Annotated in this window: 13 protein-coding genes; 6 read left to right on the forward strand and 7 right to left on the reverse strand. The window is 69.6% G+C overall.

Translation table 11 applies throughout. The features are described from left to right. Nucleotides 1-37: 37 nt before the first annotated feature. The gene (locus ACIQCH_RS22595) at nucleotides 38-1414 is read right to left on the reverse strand and encodes a hypothetical protein (protein WP_402583472.1); all 1377 of its coding nucleotides are present in this window, start codon (nucleotides 1412-1414) and stop codon (nucleotides 38-40) included. Between the two features lie 511 nt (nucleotides 1415-1925). Between ACIQCH_RS22595 and ACIQCH_RS22600 the strand changes: the two genes are divergently transcribed. Continuing rightward, a complete protein-coding gene (locus ACIQCH_RS22600; RefSeq protein ID WP_402583474.1) occupies nucleotides 1926-2267 on the forward strand; it encodes a hypothetical protein in 342 nt (113 codons plus the stop codon). A 5-nt stretch (nucleotides 2268-2272) separates the two neighbouring features. Here ACIQCH_RS22600 and ACIQCH_RS22605 read toward each other — a convergent pair whose 3' ends face one another. From ACIQCH_RS22605 to ACIQCH_RS22615, 3 genes are all read right to left on the reverse strand, one after another. Continuing rightward, on the reverse strand, nucleotides 2273-5575 hold the full coding sequence (locus ACIQCH_RS22605; RefSeq protein ID WP_402583476.1) for a type ISP restriction/modification enzyme: 3303 nt from the start codon (nucleotides 5573-5575) through the stop codon (nucleotides 2273-2275). An 870-nt stretch (nucleotides 5576-6445) separates the two neighbouring features. Beyond that, nucleotides 6446-7867, reverse strand: coding sequence for a HEPN domain-containing protein (locus tag ACIQCH_RS22610; RefSeq protein WP_402583478.1), 1422 nt, complete (start codon nucleotides 7865-7867; stop codon nucleotides 6446-6448). Next, the gene (locus tag ACIQCH_RS22615) at nucleotides 7864-9882 is read right to left on the reverse strand and encodes an AAA family ATPase (protein WP_402583480.1); all 2019 of its coding nucleotides are present in this window, start codon (nucleotides 9880-9882) and stop codon (nucleotides 7864-7866) included. The genes ACIQCH_RS22610 and ACIQCH_RS22615 overlap by 4 nt, the downstream gene beginning before the upstream one ends. 474 nt (nucleotides 9883-10356) lie before the next feature. Between ACIQCH_RS22615 and ACIQCH_RS22620 the strand changes: the two genes are divergently transcribed. Next, a complete protein-coding gene (locus ACIQCH_RS22620; protein WP_402583482.1) occupies nucleotides 10357-11955 on the forward strand; it encodes a hypothetical protein in 1599 nt (532 codons plus the stop codon). 112 nt (nucleotides 11956-12067) lie between these two features. Here the strand turns inward: ACIQCH_RS22620 and ACIQCH_RS22625 are convergent, their stop codons facing one another. Then, a complete protein-coding gene (locus ACIQCH_RS22625; RefSeq protein WP_402583484.1) occupies nucleotides 12068-13246 on the reverse strand; it encodes a glutamate--cysteine ligase in 1179 nt (392 codons plus the stop codon). Nucleotides 13247-13602: 356 nt separating this feature from the next. Here ACIQCH_RS22625 and ACIQCH_RS22630 point away from each other — a divergent pair, with 356 nt between their 5' ends. Then, on the forward strand, nucleotides 13603-14910 hold the full coding sequence (locus tag ACIQCH_RS22630) for an MFS transporter (protein WP_402583486.1): 1308 nt from the start codon (nucleotides 13603-13605) through the stop codon (nucleotides 14908-14910). Nucleotides 14911-15669: 759 nt separating this feature from the next. Continuing rightward, nucleotides 15670-17391 carry a methionine--tRNA ligase gene (metG, locus tag ACIQCH_RS22635; protein ID WP_402583488.1) on the forward strand — a complete coding sequence of 574 codons (1722 nt, stop codon included), beginning with the start codon at nucleotides 15670-15672 and terminating at the stop codon, nucleotides 17389-17391. Nucleotides 17392-17535: 144 nt separating this feature from the next. Here the strand turns inward: metG and ACIQCH_RS22640 are convergent, their stop codons facing one another. Continuing rightward, on the reverse strand, nucleotides 17536-20538 hold the full coding sequence (locus ACIQCH_RS22640) for an AMP-binding protein (protein ID WP_402583490.1): 3003 nt from the start codon (nucleotides 20536-20538) through the stop codon (nucleotides 17536-17538). 17 nt (nucleotides 20539-20555) lie between these two features. Continuing rightward, on the reverse strand, nucleotides 20556-21524 hold the full coding sequence (locus tag ACIQCH_RS22645; protein ID WP_402583492.1) for a hypothetical protein: 969 nt from the start codon (nucleotides 21522-21524) through the stop codon (nucleotides 20556-20558). Between the two features lie 70 nt (nucleotides 21525-21594). Here ACIQCH_RS22645 and ACIQCH_RS22650 point away from each other — a divergent pair, with 70 nt between their 5' ends. Both ACIQCH_RS22650 and ACIQCH_RS22655 read left to right on the forward strand, forming a co-directional pair. Continuing rightward, nucleotides 21595-22038, forward strand: a complete 444-nt coding sequence (locus tag ACIQCH_RS22650) for an Lrp/AsnC family transcriptional regulator (RefSeq protein ID WP_402583494.1) — start codon at nucleotides 21595-21597, stop codon at nucleotides 22036-22038. Between the two features lie 163 nt (nucleotides 22039-22201). Then, nucleotides 22202-23953 carry an FG-GAP repeat domain-containing protein gene (locus ACIQCH_RS22655; protein WP_402583496.1) on the forward strand — a complete coding sequence of 584 codons (1752 nt, stop codon included), beginning with the start codon at nucleotides 22202-22204 and terminating at the stop codon, nucleotides 23951-23953. The last annotated feature ends 10 nt before the right edge of the window (nucleotides 23954-23963 follow it).

Genomic DNA, 23963 nt, shown 5'->3' on the forward strand with positions numbered 1-23963 from the left:
GGAGTGTTGTGAGTGCGTCAGAGGATTTGTGTGAAATTCATTCAGGTTGCGCGTTCAGCCAGGCTTCGATAACCATCGAGGCCTCCTTCACCTCGGCCGCGGATTGTTGCAAATCCTCTTCCCAAGCCACGCTGCGAAACAAGCCGCGTTCCCGCCATTCATTCAACGGCTCTTCGAGGTCCTCGCCGTTCGCCTCATCGAGAACGCGCATTGCCGCGCTATAGATCAGGCGCAACTCGGAACCGGCGACATGATAGTCATCAAACTTCGGAAGAAGCCGTTCATGCAAGGGCAGCTTTCTGTCCACCTCGACGCATCCGAGGTAGCTCGCAACTCCTTCGCCCATCGCCTCGTGTAGGTCCGCCATCTGCTCCTCGCTGAGTCCGGAGACTGTAGAGACCGCGAGATTGCAGGACCTGATCAAGGTAGAAAGGCCAGGCACTGTGAGGGACTTCCAGAGTGCAGGTTCCCGAGCGAGGAAATGAGCAGCGAGATCAGCAACAGCAACGCCCTGGCCGTTGAAGAATAGGCTGGCAACGGCCACGCCCACATCACGTCGATACTCGGGGACCACCCGCGAGATCTGGGCCAGCACATCTCGGTCGATCTGTCCGGGCAGCACCTCATCTTCATCAAACAGCAGAGCGACGCTCTTGCGGTTCATGGCTCCTCTTTCTCGCAGGTGTTTTCCGTAGAGGTGTGGAAAATCCGACCTCGACAGTTCGTTGCGAAAGTCCGCCGAAGTTAAGCCGGGCGGTTCCTTGATGGCAGAATTCTTTGCATATTCAAACTGGGCCTGCGCCATGGTTTCCGGCTGCCCGAATACAAGTGCGGAAATTCGAATCTGTCCTCGCTCCGATACCGACGCCACAGTTCCGATACCTGAGAAGGTCAGCGACTCCCGAGCAGCTTCATGAAGCGTCGTATTCGCGGTCGACGTCGTCAGCCAACGTGGATCGAAGGTGATGACGACCTTCCTTGTCCCGACACGAAAGACGAGGTGGGGATCTTTGGTCACGACTCCAGTTGGCTCCTTGAGCGGAAACGCGGGCGGATTGTTGCAGCGCATAGCGCCTTCGAAGGAGACCAGAAGGCCACGATGCACCTTCTCTGCCGTGCGCTCGCAGAGCGTCACCGCCTCCGCATCCCATGTCTGGAACAGAGGGCGAACCGTCCGGACGAACTCCCCCGGCGCCATCCCTTGCCCGCTAAACGGCCTCGTGCTGTCGAGTCCGGCTCTCCTGGCCGCAGCTGCAACCGCGTTGCCTTGCGAGAGCATCGCAACTCGCGGCAGGTTGACCAAGTCGACACTGGAGAACCGTGCTCGCCAGATCTGCGACGACCTGCGCAGTTCCTCGGCGAGGGTCTCGTCGGTAGGTTCGGCTACCGGCGGGCCCGTCATCGTGATGTTCACGTCGCCATGGATCGTCCCTGCTTGGATGGCTGGGCCAGCCACCTGCCCGGAAAGCTCGTTTCTGACACTGGACGGTTTCGGGAAGGTGCCTTCTCCGCCCCCTACTTGCTCCACTGCTGTCTCCCCCTCATCCTCACGCTGCCTGGTCAACCCTGACAGGCAGTAAACACCATCTGCCGTACCCTCCAGGTGTGTTCAACGCACCGCGAAGGGTCGCGGGTTGGTGGCAAGGTGAGCGCGTTCGTATCGGTTGAGGGGCGCCTCTCACCGCAGGGCCGAAGGCGGAACGGGTACTCGTCGGCACGCGCGTCGCCACCTTCAAACACCTGCTCGTGTGGCGCGCCCGAAGGAGGGCCTCCGCAAGCCTTGAGCAGGTCGGGAGGTACCGATTCAGTTCAGGCGTCATTTGGTCGGAATCACTCCCGATATGCAGGACTGCCCCGCTGCTGCTAGACATGGAACCGTGCACTCAGCTCTCTCCCCCTCGCAGCTTGAACTTCTAGATCACCTCATGACCGCAGAGATTTCATGCCTTGATGCGGTAGCGGTGGCAGCCCGAGATCTCGACGAGACGAGCGTCAAAGGTGACGTGCAGACTCTGAGTTGGATGGGCCTGCTGGAGGTCGCTGGGGAGAGTCTCACCATCACGCCACGCGGCAGGGCAGCGCGCCTCGAAGCTGAGTGCGCCAGGCTTGAGGAACGATTGGTCGAGGTGAGCGTCTTCGCGGACCAGCTGCAGCGCCGCGCTCCGTCCCTAGGCGCGGAAATGCACGCGCTCCGTCAGCTCGCAGAGGGGGCGTGGAGCATGACGGAGGCGGCAGCGTACGTGGAGCGCCGGGCGAAGAGGCACTGACGCGCCTACGGCCCCTCGCCGATGTGGGTGGGAAGCTCGACTCGACGATGGGGTTTGCGGGCCTTGGCGGGCACAGGCAGGATGCCAGCCTTTTCCAGGTCGGCCACCGTCACCTTAGGAGCGGCGAGGATCCGGTCCAGCAGGCCCTGCTGCGCGGGTGCGAGGTCGACGAGCCGGCGCAGCACGGAGAGCAGTTCCATGAGCTCGCGTGACCACTCGGCTGGCCAGGACTCGACGTGCAGATCGTCTAGGGGACTGGTCTTGCGACTGTTTGGGCTCGCCTTGCGGTAGCCGAACCACTTCTTGACGATTTGCATGCCACCGACGTCGTAGCTCCACACCTCTGACGGCACCGGGCTGATGTATCCAGCACCCAGGTGCAGGGTTCCGTTCATCTCGGCGTAGTTGATCTCGGGGGGGACTTCCGTCCCGATGTGCTGGTCGTAGCGGAGCCGGCGCGGATCGCCCTGCGGGAAGAGGACGTCGCCAGCTGGCCGACCGTTTTCCGGATCGACGTACCGTTCCCCGTACGTCGAGGCCCACAAGAGCTGCCTGCCCAGCTGTACCGCCTCCTGCCATATGGCGGGATCGCGGGTGAGTGGCAGCCGCACGCCTGGGGTCAGGAGTTCTTCGGTGAACTGCTTGGTGAATCCGGCGTGGCCGGCGACAGCCGCTGCGTACGCGGCCAGATCGTGCACCGTGACGTGGTCGAGGCCGAGTTCGGCAGCGAGGTATGTGAGGAGGCGAGGGTGGACGTTGGGGGTGCCGTCTGGGTGGAGGATCGGCATGATCTTGCCACCACGGCCGTTGAAATGGTGGGTGTCAGGGAGCAGGGAGGTGGCGACGATCGCTGGGCCGGTCTCGATCTCATGCGAGGACTGCTGATTCAGGAAGAGCTGATCCGGCTGCATCGCTTCCCACAACTCAGGCCGGGGACGGTCGATGACACGGCTGTCGGAGATCAACCATTGCCGGTCGAAGCTTCGCATGGCGACGGGTACCACGTCAGGTGTCAGTTCTGTTTCGTCTGCGAGTGACCGGATGTGCTCAGGCTGTCCGTACAACGGAGCCCTGCTGGCCTGCAGTGAACGATCTCCTGTCTCCTTGAAGAATTCCGCCTTCTTGACCGGGTCGTCTTCGTGGATCAGCCGTGCCCATCGCTTCTCAAGCACCTGCTTGCTGGGGCCGTTCACCCAGGAGCGGTTGGCCTTGATGCCTGGGTTACCCCAACGGAAGAGGTCGTCGAGAGCGGGGTAGTCCTCCCACCCGGTCTCGGTGGTCGGGCGGAAGGGGCGGGTGGCATCCGAGTGCGTGTCCTGCCAGCCTTCATCGTCCAGTCGGATCTCTTTGAGCTGACGGTACTTGACGACTCGCTTGCCGTGCACAGCGCGGTAATGAATACGGGCGGGCCTCGTAGGGTCGGTGTCCTTGGCGCGGACGAAGATGCAGATGGCCAGAGGCTGGGCAACGCCGGGGAAGATCCGACTGGCAACATCGGGGCGGTGCCCTTCCGGAGACAGGTCGATGATCCAGCCCTCGTCACAGGTGCGCCGCAGGTAGTTCCGCATGCCGCGCTCGCCCGGTCCGGTGGTGAACCCGGAGGGGGTGATGAAGCAAACGACGCCCTGCTGGTCCTGGGGATGAGCGTCAAAGACCTTCCAAGACGCCCAGCGCCAGAAGTAGATGTACAGGTTCTTGAGCACATGCTCGTAGCGACCGTTACCTGGCCACTTGAAAGCCTCGAGGGGGGCAACGCCCTGAGCGAGGGTGCCCTTCTCGATCCAGCCGCCGCGTCCCTTGGCCTTGTCGTCGTAGGGCGGGTTGCCGATCGCGACGGTGACTGGCGTACTGGCTTTCACCTCGTTCGCCCGCTTACGGGACTCCGAAATCACGCCGTACGTTGAGGCGAGAGATTCCTCAGCCAGGTACGGGTCGTCCAACGTGTCCGTTACGAAGACCTTCATGCCGCCCGGCGGCGCAACCGCTTGGTGGCGCTTGAGCAGGTCCGAAGCGCGTAATTCTGCGACGGCGAAAGGGCCCATCTGCAACTCGAAACCGATCAGGCGCTTCGCCAGACTGCCTATCGCGTCTGGTGTCGCCCCAGGTCCGACGTTCTCCGAGGTCCAGGCAGCGACATGTTCGATGACTGCATGAAGATACGTGCCCGTTCCCATCGCCGGATCGACGATGCGCACGCTTTCGTCCGCGTACCCGGCCGTGCGCCCCAGGCGCGTGCGCAGCACGTCCTCTGTGAGGCGCACCATCTCCTCGACTACCTCGCGCGGGGTGTAGTACGAGCCGCTCTTCTGCCGCAGCTTCTCGTCGTACACCTCCAGGAACGACTCGTAGAGGTGTAGGTACGCATCCCGGCGGCCCTTGCGAATTGCTGCCCAGTCGACTGCGTCGATCACTTGGATGAGCAGGTCGAGGCTGACCTCGAAGCTCACCGTAATGTTGTCGGTCAGGAGCTGAAGGGCTTTGCCCATCAGGGCGTGTCCGGCATCCAGGCGCCGGCCGACCTCGTGCAGCCCCACCCCCTTCAGGGAGATGCCCTCTGTGCGTGCGAGCAGCAGCGCGAAGGTCACCGTCTGGGCGTATCCATCAGCGAAGGTGGCGTCGTCAGCTGTCGGAAAGAGCAGCCTGCGCCAGTCGTTCTTCAGCCCGGTGAACCGCAGCTCCTCAGGGCGGGCGCCCTCCGCCGCATACCGCCCCTCGAACTCCAGCTGTTCCAGGACCGCTGCTCGTAAGAGGCGGCACAGCGGGGCAGTGCGCCGAACAAGAGCGGAGGCCTGACGGATTGGCTCGGGAACCCAGTGCAGGAAGGTTCGCAGGAGACTGCTGAACGCGGCAGGTTCACGGGCGGCCAACGAGCGTCCGGCAGTCGCTAAGTTGCCCTCGAAGATGACCGGGGTGCCGACTGGCTCCCCGGTGCGGAAGAGGCGCCATTCCGTGCCGTTGGTGTAGAGCACGTTCGGCAGATCGCGCAGGCGCTCCCACTGCTGCTTGTTACGCCCGGTGAACTTCCCTGGATCAACAGGGTGACCAGGACGCTTGACCTCGATGTAGCCGACGATGTCGCCATGCACCTCGACCGCGTAGTCGGGGCGCACGCCCACATCACGCAGAGGTGTTTCGGAGTGCCACAGAACGCCGTCCATGGCGTCGTGACTGCCCACGGTCTCCAAGAGCTTCTGCAGCGGCGGGCGGATGGCGGCCTCCGGGTCGCCTGGACCCTGCACCATGTCCTTGCATGAGGCGCCAAAGGTCGATATGGCTTCCGAGAGCCAGCCGAACTGCTCCTGCGTCACTGCCGCACCCCCACCCACTGTCGATCATGACTCAAGGAGTATGTCAGGCGCGCGCGGTGCGTGAGGCCACATCAACTCAGTCTATTTTGAGCCTCTTTGACTCAAGGAGCGTCGCCGCTTGCAGGTCGATCCCGGGGCCAGCCACGTCAATGCCGCAGTGCTCGATGGGTGTTTCGGCGGCGCCATGACCTAGGCTTCAGAACTGGAAGCCGCCCACGTCGATCAGGTGCCGGATGCCGATGGAGGGGGTACTTCATCAACTCGTCCGTGCGTGCGGGTAGGTCGCTGCTTAGCGTTCCGCGACCAGCCGTGCGGCGACTTGATGCTGCTCCACCCTCGGGCCCAGCGAGCACGATCCGCGCTCGCTGGGGCAGGCCCTGCGCTAGGCGAGTCCCGCTTTGCCCAGCTCTCCAGCGTCAGCCGCTCAGCCTCCGACAGAACTCTTGGCCTCAACCTGTTATCGCCCATCTGGCCAGGAAACCCGACGGATACCGGCCCCGTCAGGCAGAACCCAAGATCTGAAACGGAACACACCTCATGAGGTGAGCCATGACCTCAGAACCAGATCACTAATGACCTGAGTCGGAGATCCTTTGCTAGATGCAACGTTCGATCGCCGTTGCCTCTCCCGTGCGGGGCAGGCGAACAGCCGAGCCTGGCAGGCGAAAGGTCACGGAGATCTAGCGAAGGGTCTCTGATTCAGGTCACTAGCTAGCTCGTCCCAGATCGCACCAGCCGGCCTCGGCTACGTCCCCGTGCGTCCCGAGGTCTTCTCCGGGCAGGCGGCAGCATACGGGCGCATGCCGCAGAGTGCTGACGTGTCGAGCACCCGCCGAACAGTCCTTCTGTGACGAAAGGGCGAAGCGAAGGCTATCTAGGCGCTCGGATCCGTTCCGCCAATGTTGGCCAGCTGGCCATGCGTTGGCGCACGAGGGCGAGCACCCTCCTATTGGAGCTGAAGTGGCGTACGAGGTCGCCATCGTGAGGAAATCCCGCTGCGATCAGCAGCCTCAGTACGATGGTGATCTGAGTGAACCTGAGAACAGTGACAAGAGCTCCCGGATCGCTTTCGACATTGTGATGTGTTGTGTAGCCGTGGCTTAGGGCATTGCGAATTGTGGCCGAAACCAAGGCCCAGTCCTTCATCATTCCATCGAATAGCCATGCCGAACCTTCATCGCCGAATGCGTTTGCGATCTCTTGGAGTCTCCTCTCGAGTGAAATTTCGGAATATGAGAGTGAAGAAGCTACTTTCCGTCGCTCGCTGCTGTTGAATTTTCCGTGCTCCGTCATGACCTCTAGTACGCGCTCGGCAAGCGCCGACGTTTCCTTCTTCGGGTCGGGCATGAGGATGCGATGGAGCGTCTCTGCCGCGCTCACCATGCTTACCACCTGGACAGTCAGATCCTCGGAGCGGTCGTGGGGTTCGGCTACGCTGAGGGGGACCTGGCAGGCTCGGGCGATCTCCATCCACCGGGGTAGGAAGTTGACCAAGTCAAGGGTCTCGGCTGTGAGTAGAGGGGAGAGCTCTCTGGGATCTTCGTATGCGCAGCCTGGATCCACGACGAGCGGCGTACGTGACTGGAGAGCTTCGCGATTGCCGTCAACCTTTTGAGTCAACTCAATGCTGTGGACGTGCGATGGGGAGTTGAGGGAAATTGCTACGAGCCCCCGCAGGGGGGCGATTACGCTTTCGATTAGGTAATCAAACGTGAACTCTTCGCCCCCTTGGAAGAAGATCGTCACATTTTCTTCGAGTGATCGAACTCGAAGGCCGTGGACATGCCTCTCGCGTACCCACAGCTTCAACGTGGACCCATCGTTCAGGTCTACCGTCAACGGCTCTGGTGGCTCGTAATCGTCGATACTGCGCGCTGCGCTGGGTCCGCGCAGGCCGCTGAACGGCCACCAGGTCGAGAGGCCAGTGAATTCGAATGAGGCGCTTGAGAAGAGGGCGTCCTTCGGCACCGTGTCACCTGCGATTAGCACCGTTCCGCACCACCTCTGCCAGCATTGATCCCCTGTGAGCTCCGGGTCGAGATGCTGCTGGGTCAGAACAGGGCCTCGTGAATTTGTGAGGCGAGCTCCGTCAAGGGTGTACTTGACACCGTGGCAGGCCCCGTAGATACGCTCCAGCGGAACCAGGGAAAGACTGTCCGTCCAATAGGTGTTGACTGGCAGTGTCCCGATGAGGTCCAGTTGCCAGTGGTCGTCAACGCGAGTCAACGTTCCTGGGACCGCAGCGACAGGTGAGTCGCCCGCCCACCACATGCCGCTCCTGGGTTCTGTCATCGAGGGCTCCAGTTGTTTTGCTGCGCACATGCGGCTGACGCGTCCACCCGCGCGATGGCGTTTTCAGGGTTACCCATAAAATCCTTCAGAGCTGTGCGCAGCGCAATAGGTGGATTCTTCATTCTGCGGGCAAGTGCGGGGCCGTCCTGAGCCTTGCTGTAGCCGCGGCTCAGGAAGTGCATCCAGATCCCTTTGAGCACATCTGCGCCCGGAGCGAGGTTCTCCCACTCGCTGTCCCAGGAGCTCTCGATGGCCTGCGAGTGGATCGCCCAAGCAGTGCCAATCCGGGCTTCTACCTCCGTACGCTCCGGAATACGGGAGACTGCGGCAGCAGTCAATGTCTCTTCGGTGGGGATGGAGCGCGCGAGAGTCTTGCGCATGTTGTTGTCGACTAGGCGGATTGGCTCGGCCAAGTCAGCCATCACTCGCTTCATGACCACGGTCTGCTTGAGCCTGTCGGCCGTGGACCTAGCCACGCCAGCGACTTGCTCGCCGGCTATCAGGGGATTCCCTTGTCGGCGGAGTTCTTCGTTGATGACCTCGGCGATGGCCTCGTAGTCAAGTAGGAGATTCTCGATTTCGCGTCCCGGGAGCATAAAGACGTTCTTCGATGCCTCCAGCTTGCTGAGGAAATCCCCAGACAGCTCGTCTCGGTCGCGTATGTACAGGATGCGCCGCTCGCTAAGTCTGTCCGCGGCCTCCAACCACTCAGCCAGGAGGTCGGCATGGCGGGCGTCATATCCTCCACCGCCCATGAGAACCACCATCTGAGGACTGCGTAGGACGTCGTGGAACCAGGCGTCAAGGATTTCCTTGTCGGTGGGTCCTTCTAGGATCAGGATCCGTTCCGCCGACAGGACATCACTCATCCGCACGCCGAGTTCCCGCAGGACCTCGGCACGCTCAGTGGTGACTAGGGAAGCGGTGGAGACGCCGGCTCTGCGGCGCACAGCGATCACTGTGGACGAGGGTGACGTCCAGTCGAGCATCGTGGCCGAATGGGTAGCTGCAAGGACTACTCGACGACGCGACCAGTCCTGCAGAAGGCTCAGCAAAGCTCGCTGCGCACTGGGGTGAAGGCCAATCTCTGGATCCTCGAGGACCACTGTCGTGGCCGCTCTCGTCAGCCCGACGACAAGCAGCATGAGTAGCTGCTCGACGCCTGTGCCAAGGTCCTTCAAGTTGTGCTGGAATCGGCCCTTCACTGCAGGGTCCATGAAGGTGATCTCGCACGCCCCACCACTGACCGGGGTCATCAACTCGCCCACGTCGGGGATGATGCTGGCAATGAGCCGCAATAGTTTGGACCAGGTGTGCTGCTCGTTGGTCTGGAGGTACAGCAGCACGGTCGCGAGGTTGGAACCATCGGCAGCTAGCTTCGGGGAGACGTTAGTCAGGGGGGCGGAGCGTCCGCTGACTTGTCGTAGTGGCCGGAAGTGAAAGTAGCCGCTTCGCCACTTCCGCAGCACGTCCCGGGCTACAGGGATGGCATGGAAGTGCTCCAACGAGTCCCGAATGGGGTCTCCGTTGCCCGAGGTCCTCGATGACTTATCTAGCTCCTCGCCGTTGAGCGCATCCTGAGCGCGAGCGGTGTGCATCTGCCATCCACCGCGACTGCTAGTGGCCTCAAGCCGAGCCAGGTATCGCCAGTCATCCCGGTAGTTGAATCGGACTGCAGTCGGCTGGATGAGCCCATGCAGTTCGCCAAACTCCCAGACGAGGTGCTGAGCAACGCCGCCGGAGACAAGGCGTTGGGGGTCAGGTGTCCGCCCCAGGAGGGCTAGCCGCTCCTGCTCGTCGAGGAGCCACATTGCGGTCACACCGGCTCGGTCGCCGAAGTAGTGGTGCACCTTTTCCGGCGTTGTCCCCGCGAGCACGTCGAAGACTGAGAGGAGTGCACTCTTGCCGCTGTTGTTGGGGCCAGCCACGAGGACAAGCCCACTGGTGCTGAGGGAGATGGTGGCAGTTGGGAAGGCGCGGAAGTTGACCGCCTCCACCTGGACGAGTTCTGCCATCGGACCCCTCCTGGTGCCGTTAGGTGCAGAGATCCTATGGCTCTGTGGTCATCTGAATGGCAGATCTGTGCAAGTCCAGCCGCTGATCAAGCTCTCACGGCGCCAAACATGCAGGTGACAAGAGTGGGCTGCGTGAGCGATGCGTGAGCGGGCGGGCTCGGACGGATGTGGTCCGAGCCCGTCGGGGCTCACTCAGCTGGACGGCGGGAGGCCGCTGACCAGGCACTTAAGGACAGGTGGGGGTCAGGAGTGGTCGTCCTGGACGATCTGCTCGGGACTCATAATCCGTCGGCCGTGGGTTCGAGTCCCACCCGCCCCACCGCAGGGTTGGCACGCAGAAACGATGCGACCAGCCCACTCGGTGCCCCGCCCGGAGTCCACGGGCCGGGCACCTTTCTGTTTCCGGCCCCGCCCGGCCCTTGCCGCGTGGTGTGATGGCGCTCACGGCGGCCGGGAGGGGGCGCAGTGGGGGAGTTGCCCGAACGGATTACGGCGGGGGCCGCGCCCCGGACCTCGTCGGAGGTCGAACGGCGGGAGGTGCCGGAGCTCCTCGCCCTCGGCCGCACGCTGACCGGGCTGTTCGCCGGCCTGGGCATCACGCAGCGGGCCTTCGGAACGCGCGTACACCTCCACCACACGGCCGTCTCCCGGTACCTCGGCGGCGGGCGCAGGCCGCCGCGGTCGTTCGTGGAGCAGCTGCTCGCCGAGGTGGAGAAGGAGCAGGGGCGGCCGCTGAGCGGGACCGTCCGGCTCGCGGTGCACCAGCAGTTCCTGGCCGCGGTGCAGGCGACGGGCCGGGAGGGCGAGTACGAGCTCGAGGCCACGCGGGACGAGCTGGAGCGCGTACGCCGCGAGGTGCGCGATGCGCGACGGGTCGTCGAGGGCCTCCAGCGGCTCTTGGAGGCCAAGGAGGACGAGGCCCGCGACCTGCGGGACGACCTGGCGCGGGTGGAACTGGAATGGGCCCGCGACCGGTCGGCGGCGCGGGCGGCGGCGATCGAGGTGCGGGCGGGTGCCGCACGGCGGACCGAGGACCTGCTGGGCGAGGTCGCGGAGCTGCGCCGCCAACTGGCGGAGGCGGAGGCGCGGCGGCGGGACGCGGAGGAGCGGGGCGAGGAGCTGCGCGGGCGGGTCGTACTCCTGGAGGAGCGGCTCGCCGGGCTGGCGGCGGAGGCGCGCGGGCCCGCGTCCGCACCGCTGGCGGAGCTGCTGCCCGATCTGGCGGCGCGGTGGGACGACCGGCCGGCGGCGGAGACGGAGCGGATCCTGTCGGAGGCGGTGTCGACTCGGCCGCTGGACGAGGTGGTGGAGCTGTACACGTCCCTGGTCGACCGGCCGCAGACGGTGGTCGAGCGGTTCGTGACGGACGTGACGCGCTTCCGGGAGGTGGCGGAGGTGCTGGAGTTCGGGGTGCGGACCATGGCCGGGGCGCCCGACCACGGCCTGCGGGCGTACGTGGAAGGCCTGTCCCACCTCGTCGCGGAGGACACCGTGTCGCGCGTCAGCGGTGCCCTGAAGGACGTCACCGTCCCGGACGGCTCCCGCAGCTACGCGCTCGCCGACCGGGTCCTGTACACGGCCGGCCTGTGGGTCTCGGTGGACCGGCTGACCGACCTGATGGTGCTGGTCCGGCCGGAGGACCGGTGCGCGGAGCCGTCGTGGACGGCCAGGGCGCTCACGCACGTACGGCTGCCGGACTCCCGGGGGGCGGCGTTCGACAGGGTGCTTCGCCTCGACGGGGCGGGGTGGGAGGAACTGGCCGTGCGCACCCTGGCCGCGCTCATGCAGGACAGCGTCTTCGACCACCAGCTCCGCAGGCTGGACGACGCCAGGTGGGCGAAGGTGATGCGGATCGCCGGGGCGCGGGAGGCGTCGTTCCGGGTCGTGGTGAGGACCTACCGCAACGCGCAGGACGAGCTCGGCGTCGCCTGCCGCTTCGCCGAGATGCTGTGCCGCCCGCAGGACCGCCCCCGCCTCACCGAGTACGCCGGCGTCCTCGCGGGCGTCGGCCGGCTCGACGTGCTCGCGGCCTCGCCGCTCGACGAGGTGCGGGCGTTCCTGAGGAGCCCCTGACGGTACGAGGCCGGGGCCGCCCGGGCCGGGGCCGCAGGCGCGGGGGTGGTGCACCTGCGGCTCGGGCGGGTCGGCCGGGCGGGAGCCGGCGGGGCGGGCCGGGGACCGGGGTTCAGACGGACTCGGTGGCGTCCGCCAGGTGGTGGAGGACGTCCGAGAGGTTCTCGCGGCGGGCGAAGATCGCGCGTTGGCGGTGCGCGCCCGAACCGTCGCGGAACAGGGCGGTCAGGGTGGCCGACGCGTGTTCCAGGTCGCCGGCCGCCGCGAGGTCGGGGGCCAGCAGGTCCAGCAGGGTCTCGGCGAGGGTGGCCGCCGGGAGCTCCGTACCGGTGAACGGGTCGATCGCGTAGCCCTCCAGGCCGTCGTGCGCGGCACGCCAGCGGGCCAGGCGCAACACGTCGTCGGAGACCTGCGGGGCCGGTTCGCCGGCCGCCAGGGCGGCCAGCGAGGTGGCGACCAGCGCGCGCCCGAGCGCCGCCTGGAGCACCGCCACGTCCAGCTCCGGGGACATGTCGGGCGCCCGGATCTCGAGCGTCGGCCACGTCCCCGAGGGTCGCATGTCCCAATAGACCATCTTCGTGTCGAGCGCGGCGCCGGAGGTGAGCAGCAGCTCGACCGCGTTCCGGTAGTGCGCGGTCGACGCGAAGTGCGGCGGCAGCCCGGCGGACGGCCAGGTGCCCCAGGCCATCGCGCGCCAGCTGGCGTGCCCGGTGTCCCGGCCGTTCCAGAAGGGCGAGTTGGCCCCGATGGCGATCAGGGTCGGCAGCCAGGGCCGGACCCGGTTGGCCACGGCCACCGCCGTGTCCGTGTCGAGGGTGCCGACGTGCACGTGCCGCCCGCAGCCCACGAGGTTGTCGGTCAGGGCGCCGAACCGCCGGAACTGCTCGCGCTGGCGCGGTTCGTCGTCGTTCAGGTGCGGTGGCGTCCGGACCGGCAGGACGGGTGAGGGGCTGGCCAGCAGCCGGCAGCCCTGCGCCCGCGCCTCCTTGGCCAGCATGCGGCGCAGCGCGGCCAGCTCGTCGCGCAGCCGGTCGGCCGTGTCGGCCACCGGGGTCGCGATCTCCACCTGGTAGCGGGTGCCCTCCGCGTGCACCTGCGGCCGGGTGGCGACGGCCGACAGCACCTGCGGGGCGGCCGGGACGACCCGCCACGTACGGGCGTCGACCAGCAGGAACTCCTCCTCGACTCCGAGGGTGAGCAGGGGGCCCGGAACGGTGCGCCGGTCGCCGTCGTCCGGCGCGGGGGACCACGTGCGCGACGTGCCCGAAGTGCTCTTGCCAGGTTCGATCACTACGCCTCCCCGGACATACGAGTCGCCTTCATGGTGGGCCGACCAGCGGGGGCGTGGCGAACGTCCTTTCGGTCAATCGCGGGTGAACGGGCCGGGCGTGGCGGGTACTCGCCCCTGGCCGGTGCGCCCGTGGGGCGCCCGGGAAACGGGTGTCCGGCAGTGTCTGGGCAGGTGCGGCCGCGGGGCGCCGCGTGCCGCCGTGTGCCACCGTGCGCGGCCCCGTGCCGCGGCGTGCCGCCGCGTGCGCCCGCCGGTCCCGCGCGACGCGGGAGTCCGGCGGGCGGCCGGTGGTATTCGGCCGTGTCCGCCAGATGAAATCCATGGTGGGTGCAACGAGAATCGATTTAGCATCCCGTGTGACCCGAACAGCCTCGCAGGCGCAGCACGAGCAACCGGACCGGGAGGGCGTGGCCCCCGGTGAGCCCCCTGCCAAGCGGCGGATCTTCGCGGACCTGACCCCGCTGCGGATCTCCGCCGACTACCGGCGGCTTTGGTTCGGCAACACCATCTCCTGGCTCGGCCAGGCCATGACCGCCCTGGCGATATCCCTCCAGGTCTACGACATCACCGGCTCCAGCTTCTCGGTGGGCCTCGTCGGGGTGTTCTCGCTCGTACCCCTCGTCCTCTTCGGCCTGTACGGCGGTGCCATCGCGGACACCGTCGACCGCCGCAAGCTCGGCCTCTACAGCTCCGTCGGCGCGTGCCTGCTGTCGGTGGCGCTGGCGGCGGCGGCCTTCGCCGGGTACCAGCGGGTCTGGTTCCTGTACACCGTCGTGGCCCTGCAGGCCGTCTGCTTCGCGCTGAACTCGCCGGCCCGCTCGGCCATGATCCCCAAGCTGCTGCCGGCCGAGCACCTGCCCGCCGCGAACGCCCTGACCTCCATGACCAACACCTCCGGCGCGATGGTCGGCCCCATGCTGGGCGGGTTCTTCGTCGGGCTGTGGGGCTATCAGGCGGCGTACGCGATCGACGTGGTCACCTTCGGCGCCGCGCTGTACGCGATGTGGCGGCTGCCGGCGATGCGTCCCGAGCGGGACGAGGGCAAGCGGGGGCGGGCCTCGGTGGTGGACGGGTTCCGGTTCCTGGCCACCACCCCGAACGTCCGCATGACGTTCTTCACCGACATGTGCGCGATGGTGCTCGCCCACCCGCGGGCGCTGTTCCCGGCGGTGGCGGGGCTGTGGTTCGGCGGCGACGCCAAGACCGTCGGCCTGCTGGTGGCCGCCCCGGCCGTGGGCGCGCTGCTGGGCGGGCTCTTCTCGGGCTGGCTCGGCCGGATCCGCCGGCACGGGCTGGCGGTCCTGGCCTCCGTGGCCGCCTGGGGGACGGCGGTCGCCGTCTTCGGCCTGACCCGCAACCTGTGGCTCGGACTGCTGTTCCTCGCCCTCGCCGGCGCCTCGGACACGGTCTCGATGATCTTCCGCACCACGATGCTGCAGACGGCGACGCCGGACGACATGCGGGGGCGGCTCCAGGGCGTCTTCATCGTGGTGGTCGCGGGCGGCCCGCGGGCCGGCGACTTCCTCGCCGGCACGGTCGCCGACCTGACCTCCCCGGCCCTCGCCATCACCGGCGGCGGCCTCGCCTGCGTCGCGGCCGTCGCCCTCCTGGCCCTCCGCTGGCCCGCCTTCGCCCGCTACGACTCCCACACCCCGACCCCTTGACCCCGCACCGGGCCCGGTCCGGGCCCGGCTCCGGATCCTTGCTCCGGATTCCTTGCTCCCGCCCGGGTCGCCCCTGTCCGGCCTTGGGCCCGGGCCCGGTGACCACGACCGGGCCGACTCCTTGCCGCCCGGCTCGGGTCCTTGCCCCTCCCGGCTCGGGTCCAGAACCGTCCGCGAAGAACGCGAGGGTGGCCACGCCCTTCGAGGGGCAGCTCCCGGGGTGCCGCCCCGCGGTGTGCGGGTCCCCTCGGCGCTTGACGCGGTAGGGCCTGGTGGCCCTGCGGCAGGCCCACCCCAGGGGCAAGGGGCTTCGCCCTGGCCTTCGGCCACCCCTGGCCCGGGCTTGCCTCCGGACCAGCCTGCCCTACCGCGTCAAGCGCCTCCCCCACACACCACGGGGCGGCTGACGGGGGCTTCGCGCCCCTAGCCGTACCCAGCACACCGACCCGTCCCAGACCGTTCGACCCGCCCGTGCTGTCCCTCATTCGGTGAGGCCGGGGCATGACCGATCCGCCCCGCCCCCGTTCACATGGAGGTGCGCGCACGCCTTGCCGTAGCGACGCCCCGAGGGGGTAGGTGTCCGAGGGGGGAAACGGATCGCGGGGGAGGGGGTGCTGTTCGCTACGATGAACGGCGGTTCGCAGTCCCCGGCCCGTCACCGTGAGCGACGGGCGGGCGACCGGCTGCGGCCTCATCGACCTTGGCCCGCCATGGCTCCACCGCCATCGGCGCCGTACGTACGAAATGGAGCATCCAAGGATGGCTCGACACCTGGTAACCAGCGCGCTTCCCTACATCAACGGGATCAAGCACCTGGGCAACATGGTCGGGTCGATGCTCCCGGCGGACGTGTACGCCCGGTACCTGCGCCAGACCGGCCACGACGTCCTCTACATCTGCGCGACGGACGAGCACGGCACCCCGGCCGAGCTCGCCGCCAAGGAGGCCGGCCTGTCCGTGGCCGAGTTCTGCGCGCAGGCGCACGACGCCCAGAAGGCGATCTACGACGGCTTCGAGCTGTCCTTCGACCACTTCGGCCGCAGCTCCTCGCAGCAGAACCGCGAGATCACCCAGCACTTCGCCCGTCAGCTGCACGCGAACGGGTTCATCGAGGAGCGGGCGATCCGCCAGGTCTACTCGCCGGTCGACGGCCGCTTCCTGCCGGACCGCTACGTCGAGGGCACCTGCCCCCACTGCGGCTACGACAAGGCCCGCGGCGACCAGTGCGAGAACTGCACCCGCGTGCTCGACCCGACCGACCTGATCGACCCGCGCAGCGCCATCAGCGGGTCGACCGACCTCGAGGTCCGCGAGACCAAGCACCTCTTCCTCCTGCAGTCCAAGCTGCAGCACGAGGTCGAGGAGTGGGTCTCCCGCCACGAGGACCAGTGGCCGCAGCTGTCGTCCTCCATCGCCCGCAAGTGGCTGACCGAGGGCCTGCACGACCGCGCGATCACCCGCGACCTCGACTGGGGCGTCCCGGTCCCGGCCGACACCTGGCCGGAGCTCGCCGCCGACGGCAAGGTCTTCTACGTCTGGTTCGACGCGCCCATCGAGTACATCGGCGCGACGAAGGAGTGGGCCGACGCCGCCGCCGACGGCGAGACCCGCGACTGGAAGTCCTGGTGGTACGAGGCCGACGACGCGGTCCGCTACACCCAGTTCATGGCCAAGGACAACGTCCCCTTCCACACCGTCATGTTCCCGGCCACCGAGCTGGGCGTGCGCGAGCCGTGGAAGAAGGTCGACGTCGTCAAGGGCTTCAACTGGCTGACGTACTACGGCGGCAAGTTCTCCACCTCCCAGAAGCGCGGCGTCTTCACCGACCAGGCGCTGGAGATCCTGCCCGCCGACTACTGGCGCTACTTCCTGATCGCCAACGCCCCCGAGTCCGACGACTCGTCCTTCACGTGGGAGCACTTCACCGCCACGGTCAACAAGGACCTCGCCGACACCCTGGGCAACTTCGTCAACCGCGTGCTGTCCTTCTCCCGCAAGCGGTTCGGCGACGAGGTCCCGGCCGGCAACCCCGCCGGCGAGGCCGAGGCGCGGCTGGGCGAGGAGATCGCCCGCCTGCTCGCCGAGTACGAGGAGCACATGGGCGCCCTCCAGTTCCGCAAGGCCGCGGCCGCGCTGCGCGCGCTGTGGTCGGCGGGCAACTCGTACCTGGAGGAGAAGGCCCCCTGGCTGGAGATCAAGACCGACCAGGAGGGCGCGGCCCTGACCCTGCGCACGGCGATGAACCTCATCCACCTGTACGCGGTGGTCTCCGAGCCCTTCATCCCGGCCACGGCCGCCGCCATGCGCGGTGCCTTCGCGCTGGCGGACGACACCGCGAGCTGGGTCACGGCCGAGCAGGCCAAGGCCCTGGACGCGGTGCCGGCGGGTACGCCGTTCACGGTTCCGCCGGTGCTCTTCGCGAAGATCGCCGACGAGGACCTGGAGGGCTACCGCACCCGCTTCGGCGGGTCGGAGGGCTGATCCGCTGCGAGGGCTTGAGGGTCTCGAAGCCTGAGGGCCTGGCGTCCTGACGTCCTGTGCCGAGCGCCCGTACCGCTGATCGCGGTACGGGCGCTCTGCGCGTGCGGGGCGGGACGGTGTCCGGCCGGGATCGCGGTCCCGCGGTCAGTCCCGGTCGGTGGCCGGGCGGACGATGCCGCGGGCCACGCCCAGGTCCACCAGGTCCTGCGGCCGCACCCGGAGCTGGTCGGCGGTGGCCGGGGCCTGGTCCGCGGGGCGCTTGAGGATGGCCGCGGCGAGTTCGGGGGCGATGACGGAGAAGTAGCTGTCGGGGGTCACCCACGTGTTCTCCGGCGCCGCCAGGGCCAGCGCGCCGCCCGAGCCGCCCTCGCCCACCACCAGCGTCGTCACGGGTACGGTCGCGCCGGCGACGGCGGCGAAGGTCTCCGCGATGGCGGCCCCCGCGCCGGCCCGCTCCGCGGCGGCGTCGTTCGCGGCCCCCGGGGTGTCCACCAGGGTCAGCACCGGGACGCCGAGCCGGTCCGCGAGCCGGACCAGCCGGGCGGCGGTGCGGTAGCCGGCGGGGCGGGTGGCGGTGCCGCACTGGGCGGCGTACGCGATGGTCCGGCCGCCGCGGAGCCCGAAGCCGCACAGCATGCCGGGGTCGGTGCCGCCGGCCCGGTCGCCGGAGAGCGGCAGGCGGAGGTCGAAGTACGCGTCCAGGTACGCGGCCGCGCGCGGCCGGCGCGGGTCGCGGGCCCGCCGGACCGCGTCCCAGCCGGTGGGTGCGGGGTCTGCGGCGGCCAGGGCGGCCGGGGGTTCGGCGGGGAGCACGGGGGCCGGGGCGTCGGTACCCGCGGGCCGTGCGGTCCCGGCGGGCCGTGCGGTCCCGGCGGCGGGTACGCCGGACAGCAGGTGCAGCCAGCCGCCGAGGACCTCCGGGAGCTCCGCCGCCGGCACCACCGCGTCCACGTGACCGGCCGCGAACTGGCCCTCGGCCGTGTACGCGGCCGGATCGGCGTCGGCCGGGCGGACCCGGGAGCCGGCGAAGCCGACCTGGGCGCCCGGGAGGGCCAGGACCACGTCGGCCCCGGCGCCGAGCGTGGCCCAGCCGCCGCCCGTGGTCGGATCGCGCAGCACGGCCAGCTGCGGCAGCCCGGCGGCCCGGGTGAGCACCGACTGGCGTGCCACGCGCTGCAGTTGGGTCAGCGCGAGCATGCCCTCCTGCATGCGCGAGCCGCCGGTGGCGATCAGGGAGACCAGCGGGAGTCGGTGCTCGCGCGCGTACGCGTACGCCGCCTCCAGCCGGTCGCCGGTGCGTTCGCCGAGGGAACCGCCGAGGAAGCCGAACTCGAAGGAGATCAGGACGGCTGCGCGGCCGCGCACGCGCGCGGTGCCGCACACGACGGACTCGGCCTCGCCGGTCCGGCGGGCGGCGCGGGCGTGCGCGTCGTCGTAGCCCTGCCAGCCGAGGGGGCCGTCGGGGCGTACCGTCCGGGCAGGAACGGGGAGTTCGGCGAAGCTGTCGGGGTCGGCGACGGCTGCGACGGCTTCGCGGGCGGTGAGACGGGTGGGGGGTGCGGGGGCCGGTGCGGGTGTGGGTTCGGGGGTGGGGGTGGGTTCGGTGACCCGTTCGGTGACCCGTTCCGTAGGGCCGGTGGTGGCGCCGGGCAGGGCGCGCTTCATGATCTTGCCGAGGTCGTTGCGGGGAAGGGCGGCCAGGAAGCGGACCTCGCGCGGCCGCTTGTGCGGGGCCAGGCGGCGGGCGACGTGGTCGGCCAGCTCCTCGGCGGCGGGCGGCGCCTGCTCGTCGGCGGCCACGATCCATGCCACGATCCGCTCCCCGAGGTCGGGGTCGGGCTCGCCGGTGACGGCGGCCTCGCGCACGCCCGGGTGGTCGAGGAGGGCGTTCTCGATCTCGCCCGCGCCGATCTTGAACCCGCCGCTCTTGATCAGGTCGGTCGCCTTGCGGCCCACGATCCGCACCTGGCCGGTCGCGTCGCGGGTGGCCATGTCACCGGTGCGGAACCAGCCGTCCGGCGTGTGCGCGTCGGCCGTGGCCCCGGGACGGTTCAGGTACTCCGTGAACAGGTTCGCCCCGCGCACCTGGATCTCGCCGATCGTCTCGCCGTCGTACCCCGCCGGGCCCGTGATCTCGGTGCCGGCCTCGTCGACCAGGCGGAGTTCCACGCCGCGCACCGGGACGCCGACCGTGCCGGGTGCGGTGGTGGTGTCGTCGGCGCGCACGCTGGTGTTCATCAGGGTCTCGGTCATGCCGTAGCGCTCGATGACGCGGCGGCCGGTGGCGGCGGCGAGCCGCTCGTGGTCGTGGAGCGGCAGCCCGGCGGAGCCGGAGACCAGCAGCCGGGCGCCGGCCAGGGCCTTGGCCAGGGCCGGGTCGGCGGCCACGGCCTCCGCGAGCCGGTGGTACATCGTCGGCACGCCGAACAGCATCGTCGTACCGCCGGGCACGGCCGGCTCGCCGAGGGCGCGGGCCACCGCCTCGGCCGAGAACCGGCCCAGGTGGTGGAAGGCGCCACCGCGGCGGAGCGGGCCGAGGGTGCCGAGGACCAGGCCGTGGACGTGGAAGAGGGGGAGGGCGTGCACGACGGTGTCGGCGGCGGTCCAGCCCCACGCGTCGGCGAGCGCGTCGAGGGTGGCGGCGACGGCGCGGCGGGGGAGGACGGCGCCCTTCGGGGGGCCCGTCGTGCCGGAGGTGTAGATGACGAAGGCGGGGGCCTCGTCGGGGATGTCGTGCGGGGGGTGGTTGTGGGGGTGGGCGTGCGGGTGCGGGTGGGGTTCCGCGGGGGGCGGTGCGTCGGCCGTCACGTCGACGCGGGGCAGCGCGGCCAGTTCGAGCGGGAGCCGAGCGTCGCTCTCCGCGAGCACGAGCGAGGGTGCGCTGTCGGTCAGGATGTGCGCGAGTTCCTGCCGGCCGGTCTTCGGGTTCAGCGGTACGACGGGTACGCCCGCCAGCAGGCAGGCGACCGCCCCGACAGCGGTCTCGAGGGTGGGGGTGGCCCACAGGGCGACCCGTCCGGCGTCCTTGACGCGGGCCGCCAGCCCGCCTGCTGCGGCGGCGAGTTCGCGGTAGCTGAGGGTGCGGTCGCCGCTGCGCGCGGCGGTGCGGTCGGAGGGCGCTTCCAGCGCGGGGAAGAGGGTGGCCACGCGCGTACCCTACGGGCTCACGGGAGGGGCAGGGCGATCTTCACGGCGTAGAGCGCGACCAGTCCGTAGCCGGCTCGGAACGTCCAGGCGCGGGCCGTGGCCGAGATGCGCGAGCCGGCGAAGGAGCCTGCGAAGACCAGGAGTTGCTGCCACGCGAGGCTCGCGAGGCCGGCCGCGGCCACGAACACGGCGCCGGCCGAGCCGTGGGCGAGGGTGCGGCCCTGGGCGGTGGTGAGGGCGGCGAAGTACAGGGCGGTGGTGGGGTTCACGGCGGTGAGGGCGGCGAAGCGGAGGAAGGTGCGGGTGGGGGTGGTGGGGGTGGTGTTGCCCGTGCGGGGCGCGGGTTCGGGGGCGAAGTCGGGGCCGCCGTCCGACGGGTGCGGGCCGTTGCCCTGCGGGGCCGGTCCCCACCCCGCCCTTTCACCGTTTCCCGGGGCTGCGCCCCGGACCCCGGCCGGACGCTCCGCGCCCGCCTTCCCGGGGCTCCGCCCCGGACCCCGCGCCTCAAACGCCGGCGAGGCTGGAATGCGGCCCCGCGCCTCAAACGCCGGGGAGGCTGGAATGTGGCCCCGTGTCTCGGACGTCGGCGAGGCTGGAATGTGGCCCCGTGTCTCGGACGTCGGCGAGGCTGGAATGTGGCCCCGTGTCCCGGACGCCGGCGAGGTCGGAGCGTGGACCTCCGCCCGTGGGGTCGGAGGTCTCGAGCGCCACAGGCCGTGGCCGGCGAGGGTGAGGAGGATCAGGGACGAGACGAGGCGGACCCAGGCCTCGACCGGGGTCAGGGCGGTGGCGACCAGGGGGCCGAGGGCCGTGGCCAGGGCGGCGTAGCCCAGGTCGACCGTCGCGACGGCGGCCGCCGCGGCGATCGCGGGGCGGCGGGCCCGCATGCTCTCCTGGAGCAGCAGTACGCCGATGGCCCCCACCGGCATGGCCACGCCCAGGCCCGCCGCCGCACCCGATACGGCCGTCGTCAGCAATTCGCTCATGGACGGGACTCTCGCCCGCCCGCGCCCCGCACCGGCAGCGGATATCGGCCGCACCCGCGATAATCGCGGCATGGACCGGCTGGACAGGGAAATCCTCGGCATCCTGCAGCGGGATGCGCGGATCTCGTACCGCGACCTCGGCGTCCGGGTCGGGCTGAGCGCCAACGCCGCCGCCGACCGGGTGCGCCGGCTGCGCCGCGACGGGGTGATCCGGGCCTTCACGGTCCTCGTCGACCCGGCCGCGGACTCCGGCGCCGGGCTGGTGGTCTTCATCGACGTGACGCTCCGCCTCGACACCACCAACGAGGAGTTCGAGGCCGCCGTCGCCCGGCTCCCCGGCATCACCGAGGTGGTGCACGTGACCGGCGAGCACGACTACCTGGTCCGGGCGCGGGCGGCGGACCCGGCCGCGCTGGACGCCCTGCTGCGCCGCCTCAAGAGGGAGGCCGGGGTCGCGCACTCCAACACCCGCATCGCCCTGCGCGCCGCGACCCGGCCGCCCGCCCAGCCGTAGCCGTGGGGCCGGTGTCCGGTGCCCTTGATGCCACCTTGGCGCCCCTGGCGTCCTGATCGCCCGGACTGTCGTGTAGGTTCCGAAACGACGCCGACGGGGGAAGGCGGCGTCCTGAACTTCCGGCCCTGACCAGGCCGTTCATCTGGGGGAACTGAAACCGACCATGCGTACGCGCATCCTGACCGCGCTCGGTACGTCCGTGGCCCTGCTCGCCACCGGCACGCTGACCGCAGCCATCGCCACCGCCACCACCGGCCCCGCGAGCGCCGCCGGGGGGCCGCTCGAGTTCGAACGGGTGGCCGACCTCGCCATCAAGCCCGGCGGCACCACCTGGCTCTCGCCCGAGACCCGGCTCGGCGGCGAGAGCGACGGCACCTTCGTCTACGTACTGAGCGGCGCGCCGCTCACCGACCCGCAGGGCGGGACCACCGCACTGCCCGCCGGGCTGTCCGTGTCGCCGGACACCTTCATGGACTGCACCAACCCGCCCCGGAGCGCCGACGTCCTCGTGTGCTCCGGCAAGGGCCTGCCCTACGTGCCGTCGCCGCGGCTGGCGGCGGCCGCGCACACCGCCGACGGCGCCACCGTGCACTACGCCGTGGTCTACGTACCGCCGGGCGGCGACGTGGACGAGGCCGTGCGGGAGGCGCGGACCGCCGGGTCGCGCCCCGCGGACACCCGCCACGCCGCCCGTACCGTCACCGTGCGCACGCCCGAGCACGGCGCGCGCAGCCGTGTCGCCCTCGTGGCGCCCCCGGTGAAGGCCGGGGCCGTAGTGAAGCACACCGTCACCCTGCACGCCGGGGACCCGGGGCGGCTGCTGGTCGACATCGGCCAGTCCGCCCTGCCCGCCACCGAGCGGCGCGCCGAGTCCCTCGAACTCCGCTACTCGGTCGGCGACGCCGAGACCGCTCCGGAACTGTCCTGCGAACTCCACTGGGTGCACGGACCGGGCCTCGCGTGCGACGTGGCGCGGCCCGGCGACTACACCCTGAGCTACACCGTCACCGGCCACCGTGACCTGCAGGCCTGGCACCTGGACGCCCGGGCCGAGTACCAGGTCTGGACGACCGGCGACGGCAACCCCGCCGCCGTGACCTCGTTCCAGGTGGACAGCCTCCGCAAGGTCCGCGACCGGCACCGGCTGTACGCGCGCGACCGGTCGGGCCGGCTCGTGGAGCTGGACGGCACCGGCGACCCCAAGCGCCCCGTGGCCAACCGTCAGGGCGACGTCGGGCCGGGCTGGGGCGGGCACGACCAGCTGACCAAGCTCGCCCCGGTCACCGGGCGGGGGACCGGCGGCACGATCCTCGCCAGGGACGCCGCGGGCACGCTCTGGAGCTACGGGCAGACCGGCAAGCACGCCCGGCTCACGCCTCCCACCAAGGTCGGCGGCGCCTGGAAGGCGTACCGCGAACTGGCCGGGGCCGGTGACCTGAACGGGGACGGGCGCCCCGACCTGCTGGCCCGCGACGGCTCCGGCGTGCTGTGGCTGCACCCGGGCGCGGACGCGACCTCGTTCGGCGCGCGCGTGAAGGTCGGCGGCGGCTGGCGGGTGTACGACGAACTGGTCGGTGCCGCCGACGTGACGGGGGACGAGCGGGCGGACCTGCTGGCCCGCGACGCCTCTGGCGCGCTGTGGCTCTACGCCGGTACTGGCAAGGGCGCGACCCCGTTCGCGGCCCGGAAGCGCATCGCGGACTCCGGCTGGGGCGCGTACCGCTCCGTCGCCGCGCCCGGCGACCTGACGGACGACGGCCGGCCGGACCTGGTCACCCAGGACCGGGCGGGCGCGCTCTGGCTGCACGCGGGCACGGGCAAGGCCGCGGCGCCGTTCGCGGCGCCCGTCCCCGCGGACGCGGGGCTGGTCGGCTACGACCGGGACGCGGCGAAGGCGTACACGGCGCTGCTCTGACGTCGCGTGG

The sequence above is a fragment of the Streptomyces sp. NPDC093225 genome, from assembly GCF_044753805.1.
Lineage (GTDB): Bacteria > Actinomycetota > Actinomycetes > Streptomycetales > Streptomycetaceae > Streptomyces.

Coding starts and splice junctions, on each gene's coding strand:
- ACIQCH_RS22610 (WP_402583478.1), bottom strand. CDS start 7,867: ATGACAGAACCCAGGAGCGGCATGTGGTGGGCGGGCGACTCACCTGTC.
- ACIQCH_RS22600 (WP_402583474.1), top strand. CDS start 1,926: ATGACCGCAGAGATTTCATGCCTTGATGCGGTAGCGGTGGCAGCCCGA.
- ACIQCH_RS22645 (WP_402583492.1), bottom strand. CDS start 21,524: ATGAGCGAATTGCTGACGACGGCCGTATCGGGTGCGGCGGCGGGCCTG.
- ACIQCH_RS22615 (WP_402583480.1), bottom strand. CDS start 9,882: ATGGCAGAACTCGTCCAGGTGGAGGCGGTCAACTTCCGCGCCTTCCCA.
- metG (WP_402583488.1), top strand. CDS start 15,670: ATGGCTCGACACCTGGTAACCAGCGCGCTTCCCTACATCAACGGGATC.
- ACIQCH_RS22655 (WP_402583496.1), top strand. CDS start 22,202: ATGCGTACGCGCATCCTGACCGCGCTCGGTACGTCCGTGGCCCTGCTC.
- ACIQCH_RS22650 (WP_402583494.1), top strand. CDS start 21,595: ATGGACCGGCTGGACAGGGAAATCCTCGGCATCCTGCAGCGGGATGCG.